This is a genomic window from Neobacillus mesonae (assembly GCF_023715155.1).
Classification (GTDB): domain Bacteria; phylum Bacillota; class Bacilli; order Bacillales; family Cytobacillaceae; genus Neobacillus; species Neobacillus mesonae_A.
In genome coordinates, this window is sequence record NZ_JAMBNQ010000004.1 from 71,221 (window position 1) to 88,426 (window position 17,206).

The window sequence follows — 17,206 nt, forward strand, 5'->3', positions numbered from 1 at the left end:
TCGAAATAATTAATACAGTGCCAGACGAATTGGCACTTTGAAATTATTCTGTACGGTGTCTCAATGATTTTTTCCCTGGCCGCTGATAGGTTGCCAGCACCGCTCCAATAATCGTAATCAAACCGCCAGCCATGGTAATACCTGACAAACTCTCATTTAAAAACAAAACGCCTAAGACAACGGTTGAGACGGGAAGCAGGTTGATAAATGGGGCTGCTAAGGCGGGGCCGACGATTTCCACACCAGCTCCCCAAGCAAAGAAAGCAACTACAGAAGCTAGTGTACTAACATACAAAATGGCGAGCCATGCTGAAGCATCAAGGTGAATCATACTGGTGTCAACCGTTCCGATGCAGCTTAAGGCACTAAGGATGGTCCCATAAAAGGAAGCTCCAGCCGTCATTGTCAAAGGATCCATCTTTGATCCATACCGTTTTCCTAAAACAGTATAAATTCCCCATGCTAAACAAGATAGAAGAATCTCGATTATTCCAATTAATGAACTGCCAGAAACCGCAGTATGTTTTCCAAGAACCAGCAAAATAACGCCAGCGATAGAGACAACAGCACCAGCCCATGATTTAGCGGAAATATGTTCCTTAAGAATAATTGGGGTGAACAGTAATATAGCGATGGGGATTCCCGCTGAAATCATCCCTGCATAAGAAGCACTAAGTGAACGTAAACTCAAATAATTCAAGGTAGAAAAAGCAAAAATTCCAAAAAATCCAAGCAGGAAAAGTTCCTTCCATCTAGAAATAATAGGAAAACGCTTCTTTTTCAACGACATTAATCCCCAAAGAATAATGGTAGAAATAGCCCAACGAATAGTATTTAGCAGTGTTGCCGGCAGTGCTGGACCTAAAATACGGCCGCAAATATAATTCCCGCCCCAAAGAATTGTGGCGAGAATTAGTAACATAATGCCCTTTTTCATAAGATATGTCATCTCCATATAAAAATTTGCGATTGTCGAAATAATAAATATAAGTATATTTTAATTTTTAAATTATACAAGACTTTCAGGAAGTTGTTTCTGGAGGGATGAAATTAACATATCAAGAATAGAAGAATGGTTTTACTATTTATAAACTAGAAAAGAATGTTCATCATAAAGCTGATGGGAGTGATTTATAGGCAAAAAGAGACAGCTAATGTAACAATTCTGTTTTAGACAAATTAATTTTAGATTAAATGTTAGAAAGTAACCCTATTTTTGTATAATTTGTGTATAATTCTAGTTAATAGTTTGTTTATTCAAAGGACATAAGAACCATTTATCCCGCTTTAACAGGCAGTAAGATTCCCCGCTTCAAAACTCGGCATAGGCAGAAAGTGTAAGCGGGGAACAACAGCCAAACTCTTGATTGGCGGTTACGGCAAAACTTACCGGTGCGTATGCGGAGGTCAGCCTGATCCAATCGGGTTTGTACTGACCCTTTATCGGTGTGACATCAGCGGTATTAGAGTCGGTAAAACGGGACTGCATTCAGCGTGGGGGGAAGATACCCTTGCTGATTAAAGTTCACTTTATAGTTTTTTGAATAATGAAAATGTACTTTAATGAGAGTGGGGAAGAAGATTAATGTGGGAATTTGATATGGATATAGACCAGGTAGCAAGGATAAAAGTAATTGGTGTTGGCGGCGGCGGAAACAATGCTGTTAATCGAATGATAGAAGATGGAGTTCAAGGTGTTGAATTTATTGCTGTTAATACCGATGCACAGGCTCTTAAACTATCAAAAGCAGAGGTTAAAATGCAAATTGGCTCTTCTCTTACAAGAGGATTGGGGGCAGGGGCCAATCCTGAAATTGGCAGAAAAGCGGTGGAGGAAAGCAAAACGCAGCTGCATGAAGCTTTGCAGGGGGCTGACATGGTGTTTGTTACTGCCGGCATGGGCGGTGGAACAGGTACCGGAGCAGCACCAGCGATTGCGCAAATTTCACGCGAACTTGGAGCATTGACGATTGGAGTTGTAACCCGTCCATTCGGATTTGAAGGCCATAAGCGGAAAATGAATGCGGTGGCAGGGATCGATGCCATGAGACAATCGGTAGATACTCTGATTATTGTTCCAAATGATCGATTGTTACAGATTGTAGATAAAAAGACGCCAATGATTGAGGCATTCCGTGAAGCCGATAATGTGCTTCGTCAAGGTGTTCAAGGGATTTCCGACTTAATCGCTGTTCCTGGATTAATCAATCTCGATTTTGCTGATGTGAAAACCATTATGTCCAATCAGGGTACAGCTTTGATGGGAATCGGGGCAGCAAAAGGGGAAGGACGAGCTGTGGAAGCGGCGAAAAAGGCCATTTCCAGCCCGCTTCTTGAAACTTCTATTGATGGGGCCCAGGGTGTATTAATGAACATTACCGGAGGCAGTAATTTAAGTTTATTCGAGGTGCAGGAGGCTGCTGACATCGTCGCTTCTGCAGCTGATAAAGACTTAAACATGATTTTTGGTTCAATCATAAACGAAAATCTAAAAGATGAAATCATGATTACAGTCATAGCAACCGGCTTCACTGAAAAGCATAGTCAAAGTGCGAAAACTGCATCAGGCGTCTCATCCAATGATTATTTATCAAATAAAAGTTCACATGCAGGGACGATAAGATCTAACAGAGCACGGGAAGAACGCTCCGTATTTAATAACGGGCCAAGACCGCAAGTTGAATCGTCCAATCATGGAAGCTTTACCAGACCTAACCAAGACCAGGGTCCCGGGCGTTATTATGATCAGCAGCCATATGATCAACAACAATTTGAACAGCAGCCTTATAATTATGAGCAAAGAAATGGTCATCAAGAACAATCCAACTGGGATCATCCGCAGGAACCTGAACACGACCAAAACGGCCGCGGGCATGAGGAAGGCAGATTACTAGATATTCCTGCATTTTTACGTAATCGTCGGAAAAACCGGTAGTAAATGAACCAAAAAAACGCTTGGGCAGCTCAGAGCCAAGCGTTTTTTTGCCTTAAGTAAACGTACATGGGATGGGGTTAAACATGAATGAGAAACTCTCACTGGATCAATTATTTGTAAAATTACAATTGATTGCACATCAAGCGGCTGCCTGTTATCCTTTTTTAACACAGTCAACTATACAGCTGCTTAATTACTCAGAAAATGCTACATTTTTAGTAACTAAAAAATCAAGTGAACAATATATATTACGTATCAGCCGTCCATATTATCATACAAAGCAAGAAATTGAAAGTGAACTTGCATGGATACAGTCCATTCATCAAAATACGTTGATTAAGGTATCTATGCCGATTTGGGGGAAAAGTGGAGAATTTGTTCAAGAAATAACTTATGAGAATATCCCTTATTATTGCACCTTATTTACCTATCTGAAAGGGCACCCTCCAGGTGAGAATGGGAATCATGAACTTGTTATCCAATTTGAAATGCTTGGAGAATTGACGGCCCAATTACACATGCATAGCATCCATAATCGCGATAAATTTCAACAGTTCAAACGGTTTCAGTGGAATTATGATTCCATTCTTGGCATGAACCCAAAATGGGGGAGATGGCAGGAAGGATTAGACATTACTCCAGAAAGATTAGAACTTTTTGAACAGGTATCTCAAAAGATCAAAAAGAGATTGGAGTATTACGGAAATTCGCCCACTAAATACGGCCTTATTCACTCCGATTTGCGCTCTGCTAACCTTATTGTGGCAGACCGCCAAATTCAAGTGATTGACTTTGATGATTGCGGGTTTGGCTGGTATTTATATGATCTTGCTGCATCATTAAGCTTTATTGAACATAAATCAATCGTTCCATCTCTCATTACTTCTTGGCTTAAAGGCTATCGTAAGATTCGGACCCTGTCTGCTGAAGAGGAGCTTGAAATTCCTACTTTTATTTTGATGCGAAGGCTTCAGTTAATTGCCTGGATTGGGAGCCGTGATAATGAAACGACCAGGGAACTAGGAGCCAGATTTACCCAGCAGACAGATTCATTAGCAAAAAGTTATTTAACAAATACTTTTTGTCTTCAATAAAGAATCATTTGATTCTGAAATTATAGGACAAAATCAATATCATTAACTGCTAATTTAATTAAATGTATTATTTTTAGATAATTTCTAAGATTACCTTTTTTGAAAGCGCATGCTATAATATTAGTATCGTTATTAATCCATCTTGAAGGAGCAAATAAAATGTTAAAAGACTTATTTATTGGCTTATCTCAGAATCAGTTCCTAAACGCTGCCGCTAAAAAATATGGATTAAAATTAGGAGCACAAAGTGTTGTGGCAGGGACAAATATTGAAGAAGCAATTAAAAGCATTAAAGAGCTAAATTCTCACGGTATATCCTGTACAGTTGATAACCTTGGGGAATTTGTTTTCAAAGAAGAGGAAGCGCTTTCTGCAAAGGAACAAATTCTAAAGGTAATTGATGCCCTTCACAAAAACAAAGCAGATGCACACATTTCAATTAAACCAACACAATTAGGGTTGGATATTGATTATCAGTTCTGCTTAAAGAATGTAAGGGAAATTGTTGAGAGAGCCTGTCAATACAATATGTTTGTCAATATGGATATGGAAGATCATAAACATCTTCAGCCATCTTTTAACCTTTTAGATGAAATTTCTAATGAATACGATAACTTTGGTACAGTCATCCAGGCTTATTTCCATAATGCGATGGAAAAGTTGGAAAAATACAAGAATTTTCGTCTGCGTCTTGTAAAGGGTGCTTATAAAGAGCCTGAAGAAATAGCCTACCAGGATAAAAAAGATATTGATGCGAACTACATTAAGCTGATTGAATGGCATTTACTAAACGGAAAATATACATCTATAGCCACACATGACCATCACATTATCAACCATGTAAAAGAATTTGTTAAAAAACATGAAATTCCAAATGATAAATTTGAATTCCAAATGCTGTACGGGTTCCGCAAAGACCTCCAGCTGAAACTCGCTAAAGAAGGATATAATTTCACTACCTATGTACCATTTGGGGAAGACTGGTACGGCTATTATATGCGCCGTTTAGCTGAAAGACCGCAAAACTTAAACCTTGCTGTAAAACAAGTCTTTACTAAGAAAACGAACACTGTTATTGGTGTTGCCGCTGGTGCCTTTATCTTAGGCAGATTAACCAAGTCACGCAAGCAGCAAAAAAGAAAATAATTCTATTAATTTGAAGCCGTCTTATGAATGATATAAGGCGGCTTTTTTTTTCCAGAAAATAGTGATTGTAAGCTGGCAGTATATTATTCTATTATTTAATTTAGAATCAATTGATAGGAGGACGATTTGTGAAAAAATCCGCTGCTAGTTTGCTTGCTATTATTTTATTATTCTCAATATTACTACCTGGTGCCTCTGCACAAAACATAGAACCCATTGTAAAGGTAAAGCTTGTTAACTACTTAGGAAATCAATCTGTTATTACCCTAAAGCCCTCGGGTGATTACTTCATACAAGAAACAAATACCAGACTTGTTAACGGAAAAAACTATACATTAAAATATGAGACGCAGGATCAATTATCATTATTTGAAGGAAATACCGTTTTAGCTAAAGCAGATCAAATTCATCTTATACCATTAACAGAAACCAATAACCTTTCCATAAATAACCGTCCATATCTTGGCTCTTTTCAATTCATTCCTGAATCTTCGAAGTATGTCCGCCCGATCAATGAAGTATACATGGAAGACTATCTGAAGGGTGTCGTGCCATACGAAATGATGGATAACTGGAATAGAGAAGCATTAAAAGCCCAGGCTGTGGCAGCCCGCACCTATGCCTTGCTCCGTAATAACAGAGTTATTGATGATACCATCAATTTCCAGGTTTATGCAGGATATAAATGGCTTCCAAACAGTACCGCCGCTGTGGAGGAAACACAAGGGGAAGTAATAAAGATAAAAAACTATAAAGGGGATTGGGTCTTGGGTGATGGTCTTTTTTCAGCTAGCAATGGCGGAAAAACCGAATCAAATGCCAATGTTTGGGGAGGTACAGCCCTTTCCTATTTTCCTGTCAAAGAGGATCCATTTGATATAAAAGCAAATATTAAATGGGGATTTACGGTAGAGAAAAAGCAAATCGACACAGCCCAAAAGATATGGAGCCAAATGAGTGAAACAGCCCTTTCTACAACACCTAAAGGAATGCGTCCGGTTACGGACTCAATTAAAGCTTGGATGTCTGCCCAGAAAGCATTTGCCGGAAATGAAATCAAAATAACTGGTATTCCAGTTTTAAAGCTGCACACGCCAACATCAGGCGGACGTGTATCCAAAGGGGATATCACGGTTGAATTCATTACGAAAGATAAAGTAGATCAAAAAGGGATATATTTGCCGCAAAAACTCGTGTACACTAATGTTCCTGCATCACAAATCAGGGCAATGGTCGGACTGGATAAAATGTGGAGCTATCTAGTTTCAGAAACCAAAGAGACAAATGACTCCATTACGCTTTCCGGGCTGGGAAATGGCCATGGTGTAGGATTAAGTCAGTGGGGTGCTCAAAAAAGGGCAGAGGCAGGACAAAAATATACCGAGATTTTAGCATTCTATTATCCAGGGACAAGTTTTGAAAAAGAATATAGTGCAAGACCATCGTTTACTGCACCTAAAGTGAGTGAACCTGCAGGAGAAACACCGTCACAACCAGCCCAAGATGTGACACCTCCAATTATTAGTGCTGTAAATATTAACGTGGATAACGCAAAAAATAAGGCCAAAATCACGTTTGCCATCAACGAGGCAGTAAAAGTAACCTTGTATATTAAAGATAGTACTAATAAAAAGGAATATGTACTAGAAAACAGCCCGGCAAATGCAGGAACCTTTACAAAAGAAATAGACCTGTCGTCTATGGCAAATGGGAAATATTTTGCCGGAATTATCGCAGCAGATGACAATAATAACAGGGCATCTGCATTGCCCTCATTCGAAGTGAAGCATATTTCTGCCCCTGTAAAAGCAGCACCGGCAGTTAATAAACCAGTTCCTGTAAAAGCAGCGCCGATAGTCAAAAAAACAGTTCCTGTAAAAGATAAAATAGCCCCAAAAATCACAAGCACAAAAGCAATTGTCGATAACATTAAATACAGAGCTTCTATTTCATTTACTACAAATGAAGCAGCCTATATTACAATTACCATTAAAGACAGTAAAGGAAAAACGATAAAAACGATAAAAAATAATGTTTATACAAAAGCAGGGGCGATCAAACAGGATTACAGTACTGCTGCTACAGCAAACGGAAAATATTCTGCTGCCATCACTGCGGCTGATAAAAGTAAAAATCGTTCATCTGTCACCACTTCTTTTACCGTTAAAAAAGCAGCTAAAACGAAAACAGGAAAAGTAACAGCTTATAGACTGTACATGCGTTCATCTGCTTCCACAAAAGGAAAGGTTGTCCTAACATTAAAAAAGAACCAAACAGTAACCATCCTTTCTACAAGTGGTTCATGGTATAAAGTAAAGTACGGGTCAAAAACAGGGTATGTATCGAAAAAATATATTAAATAAACAAGAATGTTCAGGAATTCTCTTTAAAGAGATTCCTGACTTTTTTATTTTTATATGAAAAAGAGACAACCTTCGACATGCACTATGGACTATAATGGTTCAAAGTAATAAGAAATACCTGGTTATTTTTACATAATGATCAACAATTCTCATCCAATTACCAGTTATTTAGTCATAGGGACAAGCGTGGCAGAATAGGATGTTTTGGTGGAGAAAGCAGTGTGTTACACCACAGATTATAGGATAAGAGGAGAGAATGGAAGATATGGTAAAGGGGAAGTGGGCGGTTTCCATTTTGCTTGCTGGCAGTCTAATAGGACTTGCAGGCTGTTCAGGAGAAAAAACGGCTGAAAAGGTGACAAAACTTGTGAAGCAGACGGAAAAAGCTCAGGAAGAACAAAAGAAAGCGGAGGAACCGAAACCGGTTGTTGTCAATGTCATTGATCCAAATTCAAAAAATATCATTAAGACCATAATGCCTCATGAAATGGGGTTTGATACAGATCAGGAATCATATAAAAAGGCACTTGAACAATGGGCTCGAGAGCTTGCACGGGGAACTGACGATAAACCTGGATATGATCAAAGAATGGTATTGGACAGAATAAAGGATGGAAAAATTATCAAAGGCAATCCTCAGGTGATTTTAGAAGAATCCGAACTAGTGGATAAAGTCCTTGCTGCATCAGTAAATGGAGGAGCTGTTGAACTCCCTATTTACGTGAAAGAAAGCGGGTATCATCCTGAAGATATTGAAAGCTTAGATGACGTGATACTGGCTTCCTATTCCACATTTTTTAATCCCGGGGTTGCAGGGCGGTCCAAAAACATTCAACTTTCGGCAAATGCCATTGATGACATCATTGTCGGAGATGGGGATTTCTTTTCATTTAATACTACTGTCGGACCCAGCAACACAGAAAACGGTTATCAAAAGGCAAAAGAAATTGTTAACAAAAAACTAGTTGACGGAATCGGCGGAGGAATCTGTCAAACATCCTCGACATTATTTAACGCCATTGATAAAGTAGGAGTAAGTTATGTGGAAAAACATCATCATTCTTTGTCGGTCGGATACGTTCCTGCCGGCCGTGACGCGACCGTTTCGTATGGAGGAAAAGATTTTCGCTTTCAAAATACAACGGGAGTTCCATTATTAATCAAAACCATTTATCAAAGTGGAAAACTAACGGTTCAGATACGGACATCAGCAAAATATGAGCAGCTATACGCGAATGGAAGTTAATAGGTTAGGATAATGGAAAGAAGGCTGAATGGGAATTCAGTCTTTTTTTTCGTTGAAAAAGGATGGGAATATTCAATTTAATATTTGCAAAAACTACCTTTAGTTTGTGTAGAAAAATTAGGAGGTAACATGAATGAATTGGATGTATAAAGGGGTTGTATCTGCCCTTGTTTTTTTCTTAATGGGATTCATAGAGACTTATTCTGTTGCCGCTGACATGAAAACAAAAGATAGACAAAGTGTAACAGTACCTCAAGGAATTGCAAAAGAAGATTTTGTACCAAATCGACCAGAGGTAAAACAGAATAGGAAAAAACCGCCTGCACCGAATAAGCGGTTTATACAAGTACAATTGTTGGGAATTAATGATTTTCATGGACAATTGAATGTAACCCGAAAAGTAAACGGGAAACCGGCGGGACGTGCAGATTATCTAGCTGCTTACTTAAAACAGAGGGCAGCGGAAAATAAGAATACACTTCTTGTTCAGGCAGGAGACATGGCAGGTGCCAGTCCGCCGGTTTCTGCCCTTTTGCAAGATGAGCCTACGATTGATTTTTTAAACCGAATGGGTTTTGATATAGGCACCGTCGGTAATCATGAGTTCGATGAAGGTGTTACTGAACTTTTCAGGCTGATTAAAGGGGGAGTGCATCCAAAGACAGGTAATTTTACAGGTTCCAAATTTCCATGGGTTGCTGCTAATGTGGTAGATAAAAAAACCGGCAAATCAATATTACCTCCATATCAAGTCATAAAAGTTAATGGAATGCCCATTGGTTTTATTGGGGTGGTTACAACAAAGACATCTTCCATTGTCATTCCGAGCGGTATCAAAGGGATAGAATTTACCGATGAAGTGGAAGCAATCAACCGTTATGCTGCTGAACTAAAAAAACAAGGAATAAAGTCTATTATCGTTTTAGCTCATAATCCAGGCACTTCGGGACCTAATGGTGAAAACCCCAAAGGCCAATTGGTTGATATTGCAAATCGGACTGATAAGGAGGTAGATGTGATTTTTGGCGGTCATAATCATGCCTATATGAACGCTGTTATTAATAATAAACTGGTAGTTCAGGCTTATTCCTATGGAACTGCCTTTGCGGATGTGGATGTAGAGATTGATCCTAAAACAAAAGACATTGTCACAAAGAGAGCGGAAATTGTCACGACCTTTCAGGAAGGGATAGAGCCTGACACTGAAACCACGCAATTAATTGAAAGCTACGAGTCGAAAGTGGAGAAGATTATTCATAAGGTAATCGGGTCAACATCCAATGATTTAACCTCAGAGAAGAATGAAAGCGGAGAATCCATCCTCGGTGATTTTATTACAGATGCACAAAGAGAAGCGATGAAAACCGATTTTGCTATCACCAATCCTGGGGGAATTCGTAATGACATTAATGCCGGAGACATTACCTGGGGCGATGCCTTTACAGTTCAGCCATTTAGTAATGAGTTAGTAAGAATGACGATGACTGGTAAGCAAATCCGGGATGTGCTGAATCAGCAATGGGGAGAAAAAACGCAAATGCTGCAAATTTCCGGGTTCAGCTATACATGGGATTCTAATAAAGCTGCAGGTGATAAAGTGGTCAGTATTAAACTTCCGGATGGCTCAGAAATGAATCCGGATAAGACGTATACTGTTACAGCCAACATCTTTTTATCAGAAGGAGGCGACGGATTTACTGTATTCACCCAAGCTAAGAATAAAGAAATCGGACCAACCGACTTAGACACATTTGTGAACTATATCTCCTCAAAGCCAAAATCATTTATGTACAAAAACCAAAATCGAATCCAAAAAGCTCATTAACTCCAATACAAAACCGAACATTTTGGGGGTCAGTTACCATAAAAAAACGAATTTGTCCGCCTCGCACGGACAAATTCGTTTTTTGTATAGAGGGGAATTAATATGTCCACATACATTTACAGATTATTTTTATACTATTAGTATGGGGTATGTAGTGTTGTTTATTGGGGGGATACAATGTTTAAATTATTGAAAGAAAAGGCCGAAAACCTTTTTCCTGGTTATTTTGCTTTGGTCATGGCGACAGGTGCCTTATCCATAGCATCTTACTTACTTGGAATGCAGATTTTTGCATCGGTATTATTTTATTTTAATATTCTGGCTTATATTTGTTTATGGTTTTTAACTCTTTTACGACTGTTTAAATTTTTTCCTAAATTTAAATCAGACATAACGAGTCATACGAATGGACCTGCTTTTTTTACTTTAGTGGCTGGAACATGTGTTTTTGGAAGTCAATTAGTCATTGTAGCAGAGAGCTATAAGATAGCGCTTTTTTTATGGTTTCTAGCCATTATGATTTGGATGGTCGTTATGTATACGTTTTTTACGGCTGTGACCATTCGCCGGAATAAGCCAACTTTAGCTGAAGGTATTAATGGGGCATGGCTGATTGCTGCAGTGGGTACTCAATCGATCGCTGTTCTTGGCACATTGCTTTCGCCGCATGTTGGCACCGGAAGAGATATTCTATTATTCTATTCCTTATGTATGTATTTCTTAGGCTGTATGCTCTATTTAAATATTATTACGTTAATTTTTTATCGTTTTACCTTTTTAGAGTTAAAGTATGCTGCCTTGACACCGCCATATTGGATTAATATGGGGGCTGTTGCCATTACAACTTTAGCTGGATCAACCCTTATTTTACATTCGAAATATTGGTCATTTCTTGGGGAAATGATTCATTTTATAAGAGGATTTACATTATTCTTTTGGATTACGGGAACATGGTGGATCCCATTATTGTTCATTCTAATGATATGGCGCCACTTTTATCATCATTACCCATTAACATATGATCCACAATTTTGGGGCATGGCTTTCCCGCTTGCGATGTACACAACCAGTACATTCCAATTATCGAAGGCTTTAAATGTTCCATTTCTAATGGTTATTCCGAAAATGATGATTTATATCGCCATCATTGCATGGCTTTCCGTATTTTTGGGTCTCATTCATCATTTATATCAAAATATTAGGGCGATGGAACATTAATTTTTCTCCATTCAATAAAAAAAATGAAAATGGATTTACCCAGTAATGGCAGACAAATCCATTTTCATTTTTACCCATTATTCAATTTTGACGGTTACTTGGTCATAAGCATTAAAGCCATATCCTTTGCGATTCCAGAAAGGAATTTTGGGCTGAATGCGGTGGAAGGAATCGGACGCCTTTACTAGTATGGTATATTCTCCTTTTTCATGGGGTGTCCATTCATAGCTCCAAGTTCTCCAGGCATAAGAGGTGCTTTCATTTTGTGCAGCCAGCTTCGCTTGGGACCAGCTGCTGCCATTGTCAGTACTTATTTCAACCTTTGTAATTTGACCGGTCCCAGTCCAGGCAATCCCTCTGATCAGCTGCCTTCCTTGATTAAGAATTTCCCTATTTAGCGGTTTTTGAATAGATGAATTCACATTTACAACCGTGACAGGAAAAGCACCAGCATCTGTTTTCTTGTCAGGATAATATACGTAATCAAAGGATTGAAAGGGACCCTTAAACACATCATCTAAAACAGTAATTTGCCTGATCCATTTAACAGATGCCATGGCATACCATTGTGGCACGATAAGTCTTAGCGGGTATCCATGTTTAAATGAGATTGGCTGATCATTAAATTGATAGGCAATTAATGTATCAGGATGGAGCGCCTTTTCTATTGGCAGGCTGCGGGCGAAAGATACAGGTTTTTCGATAGAAGGAGTTTTTCCAAAATCATATCCTTCTATTAAAACCTCCTTCGCCCCATGTTTCAAACCAGTTAATTCAAGTAAATGCCTTAAGGTAACACCTTTCCAGTACCCTTGGCTCATTGCCCCTTTTCCCCATTGTTCGCCAAACACTTTTGGTTTAAAAAAACGGCGTTTGTTTCCGGCACATTCAAGAAGTACTTTCACTGTTTTGGAGGGCATGTGGAATATTTCCTCCAAGGAAAATAATCTGGGATGAACGACAACTCCATTAACAGGGAGCCAATAATTAGATGTGGGAAGGTAGGGGTAAGAAAAATGATTTCTTCTGTAAAAAAATTCATGATGAATGATATCCGTTTTAATAAAATGAAGCGGGGTTTCCCGATTATCTGGCTGCAGCTTTCGAACAATTAGTGTTGGTTTTTCAGAAGAGAAGGGATCAAGCACCATTAAACGACCGCCTCCAAAAATAATAATACTAATATCTATTCTGGAAACTGTAAAAAAGACTACAGCAAATGGCTGCAGTCTTTCTTCTTACTCAAGTTCTTGAATTGTAATTCCCTTTACTGGAAGGAAGTCGTCGCCAGTGTCTAGATACGTAATCTTAACCTGGTCGCCTTCTTTTAGATAAATAACCAATGGTGCTTTTTCAGAAGAAATCACAAAGTTTTGTTTGTTTTCCAACAAGAAGGAGACAATGGTGAAATCACCGGATTTTTCTTTATACACTCTTAAAATTTTGCCATCCGCTTTCTTTTCTTCAGCCTTCGAACTGCCGTTAACCGTCCCGCGGCCTCTTTGTAACGATGTTTTATATTGTTTTAACGCATCATTCGGTGTCACACCGTAAGCTGATATTTCCGGGTTCGCAGCAGAAACAATAAAGTAATTTTGTAAAAATCCGTTCGAATCAAGGACAGGCGTTAACCAGCTTGCTTCACCAAAGAAATTATACAGAATCGGCATTTTCCCATGCCATTTCTTCTCAATAAACTTCTTCTCAATAATCTGCAGCGCGCCTTGTGAATCCATATAGGATTCTTCGGGATTTCCCGTATAATACGTTGCTTTGCCTGTTCTGCTATTTGTGAGTGAATAGCCGAGCATGGAGTCGACACCTTTTTTAGGGCTGGTAAAATCCGTAAAATAGTACATTACACCGTTTTCATCAAAGATAGGGCTGACATTAGCTTCTGTTCCTTCATCAGAAGGGAGCCTAACATCTGATTTACCGAATTTGCTATTCCAAAAACCATGAACATAATTCCCAAAGTAACTGTTCTGCAGGCTGACCACTTCAGGGGAGACAGCCCCATCGATAAACTTCGGAATATGGGCTAAAGTATATTCTTTTGTTACCCCCGTTTTAGCATCTACCATGACAATCCCTTCGACTTGAAATCCGTTCCGGGCAGAAACAAAGTCACCATAGGATTGTATGTAATATGGTTTTCCATCTCCATTTACTTCCAACTGTACATCACCATAAAAAATCTTCTTCGGATATTTCATGCGGATATGCCGTTCAATATTTTGATGGAAGAAGGAGGATGGAGTAAAAGTCATTTCCTGCTTCACAAATTTGGGGTTTGCGGATGAATCCGTAGCACTTAAGGAAAAATACCCAGGTGTATGGTCAGCTTTCCACCAACGGAAAAATCCCGAAAATTCTACCGGCGCAATATAAACATACTCCCCGTTTACCTTTTGAATTTGCAGATTCCCCAGCTCATAATAGCTTGTATTCGGAACCTGGCCGAAAGCTTTTTTCATTTTGTTCCGGGCAAACTGAGGCGGTACGCTTGCTGGTGTTTCTTTTTCATCAAATGTTTTGATTTCAACCTTTTCGGACATTTTTGCGAGCTCGTATTTTTCATCTGCGTTAAATAAGAATGCCGTTAAAAAATATATACCTAACACAAGACTTGCCGCAAATAAAAGTCCCTTAATTTTTTGTTCCCTGCCTGTTGAAGACAGCGCTCCTAATAATGTAACGGCAATTGCCAGCGGCCATAACGAAGAGAAGTTTCGGTCCAAATTACTTAAATAATACACGGCAAAAACAGCGGCCATAACAATAACCATAAAAGCAATAAATCCAAAACCGACGGGCTTTCTATGTTTTTCTTTGCCCTCATTTTTCTTTACAGGAGTTCTGCCGCTGATAGGAAAAAGAATAAACGCAGAGACAATTCCGGTAATAAAAGTAAACAATAAAATATTCCCCAACTAAATACCCCTTTCAAAAATACTATATTCAAACTTACGTATCATCACATAAAAAGTTTCAGAAACTGATGGATTAAATCTCCTTCAATTTGACAAGAAGGAGGAAAAATTGACAATTACAGAAACATTATTAATACTTAATATGTTGATGAATGATTGACACAAATAAATTTAGAGGTGATCATCTAGTGGATACAACAAATCATGGACCATTCAGGGCCGATCAGGTCGGAAGTTTATTAAGATCGGAAGCCGTAAAAAAAGCACGTTCTGATAAAGCAGAAGGACGTATTTCAGCTGAACAGCTCAGAGAGATAGAGAATCAAGAAATTACAAGAATAGTTGAAAAGCAAAAAGAAATTGGCCTTAATGCTGTTACAGATGGTGAATTCCGCCGTGCTTGGTGGCATTTTGATTTTCTTGAAAATCTTGTCGGGGTGGAGGGTTATGATGCAGAAAGCGGCATCCAGTTTAACCAGACTAAAACAAAAACCCATTCCATCAAAGTTACTGGTAAACTGGATTTTGATCATCATCCAATGCTTGAAGACTTTACGTTTTTACAGAGTATAGCTGGTGAACATACGGCAAAAATGACGATTCCAAGTCCTAGCATGCTTCACTTCAGAGGGGAAATTGAAAAATCAGCCTATAGTGATAGAGATGAATTTTTCCATGACCTTGGACTTGCTTATAAAAAAGCTGTACAAGCTTTTTATGATGCAGGCTGCCGTTATTTGCAATTGGATGATACCGCATGGGCCTACCTGTGTTCAGATGAGCAAAGAGAAAAGATGAAAGCCAAGGGATTAGATCCAGAGGAATTGAAAGGACTATATACAAAAACAATCAATGCAGCTGTTTCTGAACGCCCAAACGACATGAACATAACCATGCATATTTGCCGCGGAAATTTCCGTTCTACCTGGATTTCAGCAGGAGGGTATGAGCCGGTAGCTGAAACCTTATTTGGCGGACTGAATATTGACGGTTTCTTTTTAGAATATGACAGTGACAGGGCAGGGGGATTTGAGCCGCTTCGGTTTGTGAATAGACCTGATTTAAAAATTGTTCTTGGGCTGATTACTTCTAAATTTGGCGAATTAGAAAACAAAGACGATATTAAACGAAGAATTGAAGAAGCATCAAAATATATTGACTACAATCAATTATGTTTAAGTCCTCAATGCGGTTTTGCTTCGACGGAAGAAGGCAACTTATTAACTGAAGAGCAGCAATGGGCAAAACTTCGTCATGTTGTAGAAATTGCAGCAGATATCTGGAAGTAAATTTGTAACCCCGGTACCAATGAAGTACCGGGGCTTTTTTTACCGCCATACACCTAATTAGTTGACCATTTTATTTTTTAAATGTTATGATAGCTTAATAGAATATGTAAGCGCTTGCGAATATAAAGGAGGAAGGAAGATGAGTGAGAAAAATGTAGTCCATGCTATACAGGATGAATATCCTGATGATTTTGCATGGTGTTATGGGTGCGGCCGGCTGAATGAGACTGGGCATCACTTTCGGACTGGCTGGCAGGGAGAAAAAACAGTAACGATTTATTCTCCAAAGCCTGAACATCATGCATTACCAGGTTTTGTATATGGCGGTTTAATTGCTTCATTGATTGATTGTCACGGCACAGGTTCAGCGTCCTTGGCGCTCCATCGAAAAAACGGGCATGAACCCGGAGAAGGAGCAGAGCCTCCAAGATTTGTAACAGCATCACTACATGTCAACTTTCTCAAACCAACACCAAATGGCGTTCCATTAAAAGCGGTAGGGACCGTAGAAGAAGTCCATCCTAAAAAATTCAAAGTGGTCACGGAAGTCTTTGCGGACGGTACTCATTGTGCTTCCGGTGAAGTCGTTGCTGTTGTCATGCCAAAAACCTTCTTAAAACAAGATTAATATGCTTACAAAAGCTCCTCTTTAGGTATTGAAGTGGAGTTTTTTAATAAAATTTCCCATTTTTTGAAACAAAACACCTATTAGATTCGTCTTTATATAAGAACGGTTCTAAGGAGGTTAATAAATGGGGAGGAGTAGAAAAATACTTCTATCATTCATTATAATCATCATCATTGGATGCGGGTTCATGGTTACGAGCTTCAATTCCCTCCTGTTTCAGGAAGGAAATCCATTTCCATTACTTGTTTCCGCCATAAAGCTTCATCTTACTGATTCAGAATATGTACAGTTTGCAAAATCAGAAAAGCGGGTTCGATTTTTATCCGTAAGCAAAGCGAAAAATCATTATAATATCGTGAAAAAGTGGATGAATTCCAGAGGATGGGATTATAAAGAACAAATGGGTTCCGGACTAATCTTTACTAAAAACGGCGAAGATGCTATTGTGGAGGTAAGACAATATTCGAGCAAATATTTTGTATGGGAAATTCAGAAATCCTATTTTGGGAATACATAAGCGTGCAAAAAA

At 38.8% G+C, this 17,206-nt stretch carries 13 protein-coding genes; 10 read left to right on the top strand and 3 right to left on the bottom strand.

Annotated elements, in window-relative coordinates; genetic code table 11:
• Positions 1-43: 43 nt before the first annotated feature.
• Positions 44-937 (bottom strand): DMT family transporter, encoded by an 894-nt coding sequence (locus M3183_RS06105; RefSeq protein ID WP_251467602.1) that lies wholly within the window; start codon positions 935-937, stop codon positions 44-46.
• Positions 938-1,585: 648 nt separating this feature from the next.
• Here M3183_RS06105 and ftsZ point away from each other — a divergent pair.
• The 7 genes from ftsZ to M3183_RS06140 all read left to right on the top strand — a co-directional run bounded on the left by ftsZ (position 1,586) and on the right by M3183_RS06140 (position 11,827).
• Positions 1,586-2,935, top strand: a complete 1,350-nt coding sequence (gene ftsZ, locus M3183_RS06110; RefSeq protein ID WP_251467604.1) for a cell division protein FtsZ — start codon at positions 1,586-1,588, stop codon at positions 2,933-2,935.
• A gap of 83 nt (positions 2,936-3,018) precedes the next feature.
• Entirely contained in the window at positions 3,019-4,029 is a 1,011-nt protein-coding gene (locus tag M3183_RS06115; protein ID WP_251467605.1) for a phosphotransferase enzyme family protein, read from the top strand.
• A 159-nt stretch (positions 4,030-4,188) separates the two neighbouring features.
• Positions 4,189-5,175, top strand: a complete 987-nt coding sequence (locus M3183_RS06120) for a proline dehydrogenase family protein (RefSeq protein WP_251467607.1) — start codon at positions 4,189-4,191, stop codon at positions 5,173-5,175.
• Positions 5,176-5,303: 128 nt separating this feature from the next.
• A complete protein-coding gene (locus M3183_RS06125) occupies positions 5,304-7,538 on the top strand; it encodes a SpoIID/LytB domain-containing protein (RefSeq protein WP_251467610.1) in 2,235 nt (744 codons plus the stop codon).
• A 256-nt stretch (positions 7,539-7,794) separates the two neighbouring features.
• On the top strand, positions 7,795-8,784 hold the full coding sequence (locus tag M3183_RS06130) for a VanW family protein (protein WP_396953700.1): 990 nt from the start codon (positions 7,795-7,797) through the stop codon (positions 8,782-8,784).
• Positions 8,785-8,917: 133 nt separating this feature from the next.
• Positions 8,918-10,609, top strand: a complete 1,692-nt coding sequence (locus M3183_RS06135; RefSeq protein ID WP_251467613.1) for a bifunctional metallophosphatase/5'-nucleotidase — start codon at positions 8,918-8,920, stop codon at positions 10,607-10,609.
• A 177-nt stretch (positions 10,610-10,786) separates the two neighbouring features.
• Complete coding sequence (locus tag M3183_RS06140; RefSeq protein WP_251467615.1) at positions 10,787-11,827, top strand: tellurite resistance/C4-dicarboxylate transporter family protein; 1,041 nt, start codon at positions 10,787-10,789, stop codon at positions 11,825-11,827.
• Positions 11,828-11,904: 77 nt separating this feature from the next.
• Here M3183_RS06140 and M3183_RS06145 read toward each other — a convergent pair whose 3' ends face one another.
• Together M3183_RS06145 and M3183_RS06150 are read right to left on the bottom strand one after the other, a co-directional pair.
• Positions 11,905-12,978 carry a sulfite oxidase gene (locus tag M3183_RS06145; protein ID WP_251467619.1) on the bottom strand — a complete coding sequence of 358 codons (1,074 nt, stop codon included), beginning with the start codon at positions 12,976-12,978 and terminating at the stop codon, positions 11,905-11,907.
• An 87-nt stretch (positions 12,979-13,065) separates the two neighbouring features.
• A complete protein-coding gene (locus tag M3183_RS06150; RefSeq protein WP_251467621.1) occupies positions 13,066-14,760 on the bottom strand; it encodes a hypothetical protein in 1,695 nt (564 codons plus the stop codon).
• Positions 14,761-14,948: 188 nt separating this feature from the next.
• On the opposite strand from M3183_RS06150, the gene M3183_RS06155 reads away from it, so the two are divergent.
• The 3 genes from M3183_RS06155 (at position 14,949) to M3183_RS06165 (ending at position 17,194) form a co-directional block, all read left to right on the top strand.
• Positions 14,949-16,049 (top strand): 5-methyltetrahydropteroyltriglutamate--homocysteine S-methyltransferase, encoded by a 1,101-nt coding sequence (locus tag M3183_RS06155; protein ID WP_251467623.1) that lies wholly within the window; start codon positions 14,949-14,951, stop codon positions 16,047-16,049.
• Between the two features lie 139 nt (positions 16,050-16,188).
• Positions 16,189-16,677 (top strand): PaaI family thioesterase, encoded by a 489-nt coding sequence (locus M3183_RS06160; protein WP_251467626.1) that lies wholly within the window; start codon positions 16,189-16,191, stop codon positions 16,675-16,677.
• 124 nt (positions 16,678-16,801) lie between these two features.
• A complete protein-coding gene (locus tag M3183_RS06165) occupies positions 16,802-17,194 on the top strand; it encodes a hypothetical protein (RefSeq protein WP_251467630.1) in 393 nt (130 codons plus the stop codon).
• Positions 17,195-17,206 lie beyond the last annotated feature (12 nt).

What these genes read in the sequence shown, in the direction of transcription:
- M3183_RS06105 (WP_251467602.1), bottom strand. Translation starts at nt 937, where the DNA reads ATGAAAAAGGGCATTATGTTACTAATTCTCGCCACAATTCTTTGGGGC.
- ftsZ (WP_251467604.1), top strand. Translation starts at nt 1,586, where the DNA reads ATGTGGGAATTTGATATGGATATAGACCAGGTAGCAAGGATAAAAGTA.
- M3183_RS06115 (WP_251467605.1), top strand. Translation starts at nt 3,019, where the DNA reads ATGAATGAGAAACTCTCACTGGATCAATTATTTGTAAAATTACAATTG.
- M3183_RS06120 (WP_251467607.1), top strand. Translation starts at nt 4,189, where the DNA reads ATGTTAAAAGACTTATTTATTGGCTTATCTCAGAATCAGTTCCTAAAC.
- M3183_RS06130 (WP_396953700.1), top strand. Translation starts at nt 7,795, where the DNA reads ATGGAAGATATGGTAAAGGGGAAGTGGGCGGTTTCCATTTTGCTTGCT.
- M3183_RS06135 (WP_251467613.1), top strand. Translation starts at nt 8,918, where the DNA reads ATGAATTGGATGTATAAAGGGGTTGTATCTGCCCTTGTTTTTTTCTTA.
- M3183_RS06140 (WP_251467615.1), top strand. Translation starts at nt 10,787, where the DNA reads ATGTTTAAATTATTGAAAGAAAAGGCCGAAAACCTTTTTCCTGGTTAT.
- M3183_RS06145 (WP_251467619.1), bottom strand. Translation starts at nt 12,978, where the DNA reads ATGGTGCTTGATCCCTTCTCTTCTGAAAAACCAACACTAATTGTTCGA.
- M3183_RS06160 (WP_251467626.1), top strand. Translation starts at nt 16,189, where the DNA reads ATGAGTGAGAAAAATGTAGTCCATGCTATACAGGATGAATATCCTGAT.
- M3183_RS06165 (WP_251467630.1), top strand. Translation starts at nt 16,802, where the DNA reads ATGGGGAGGAGTAGAAAAATACTTCTATCATTCATTATAATCATCATC.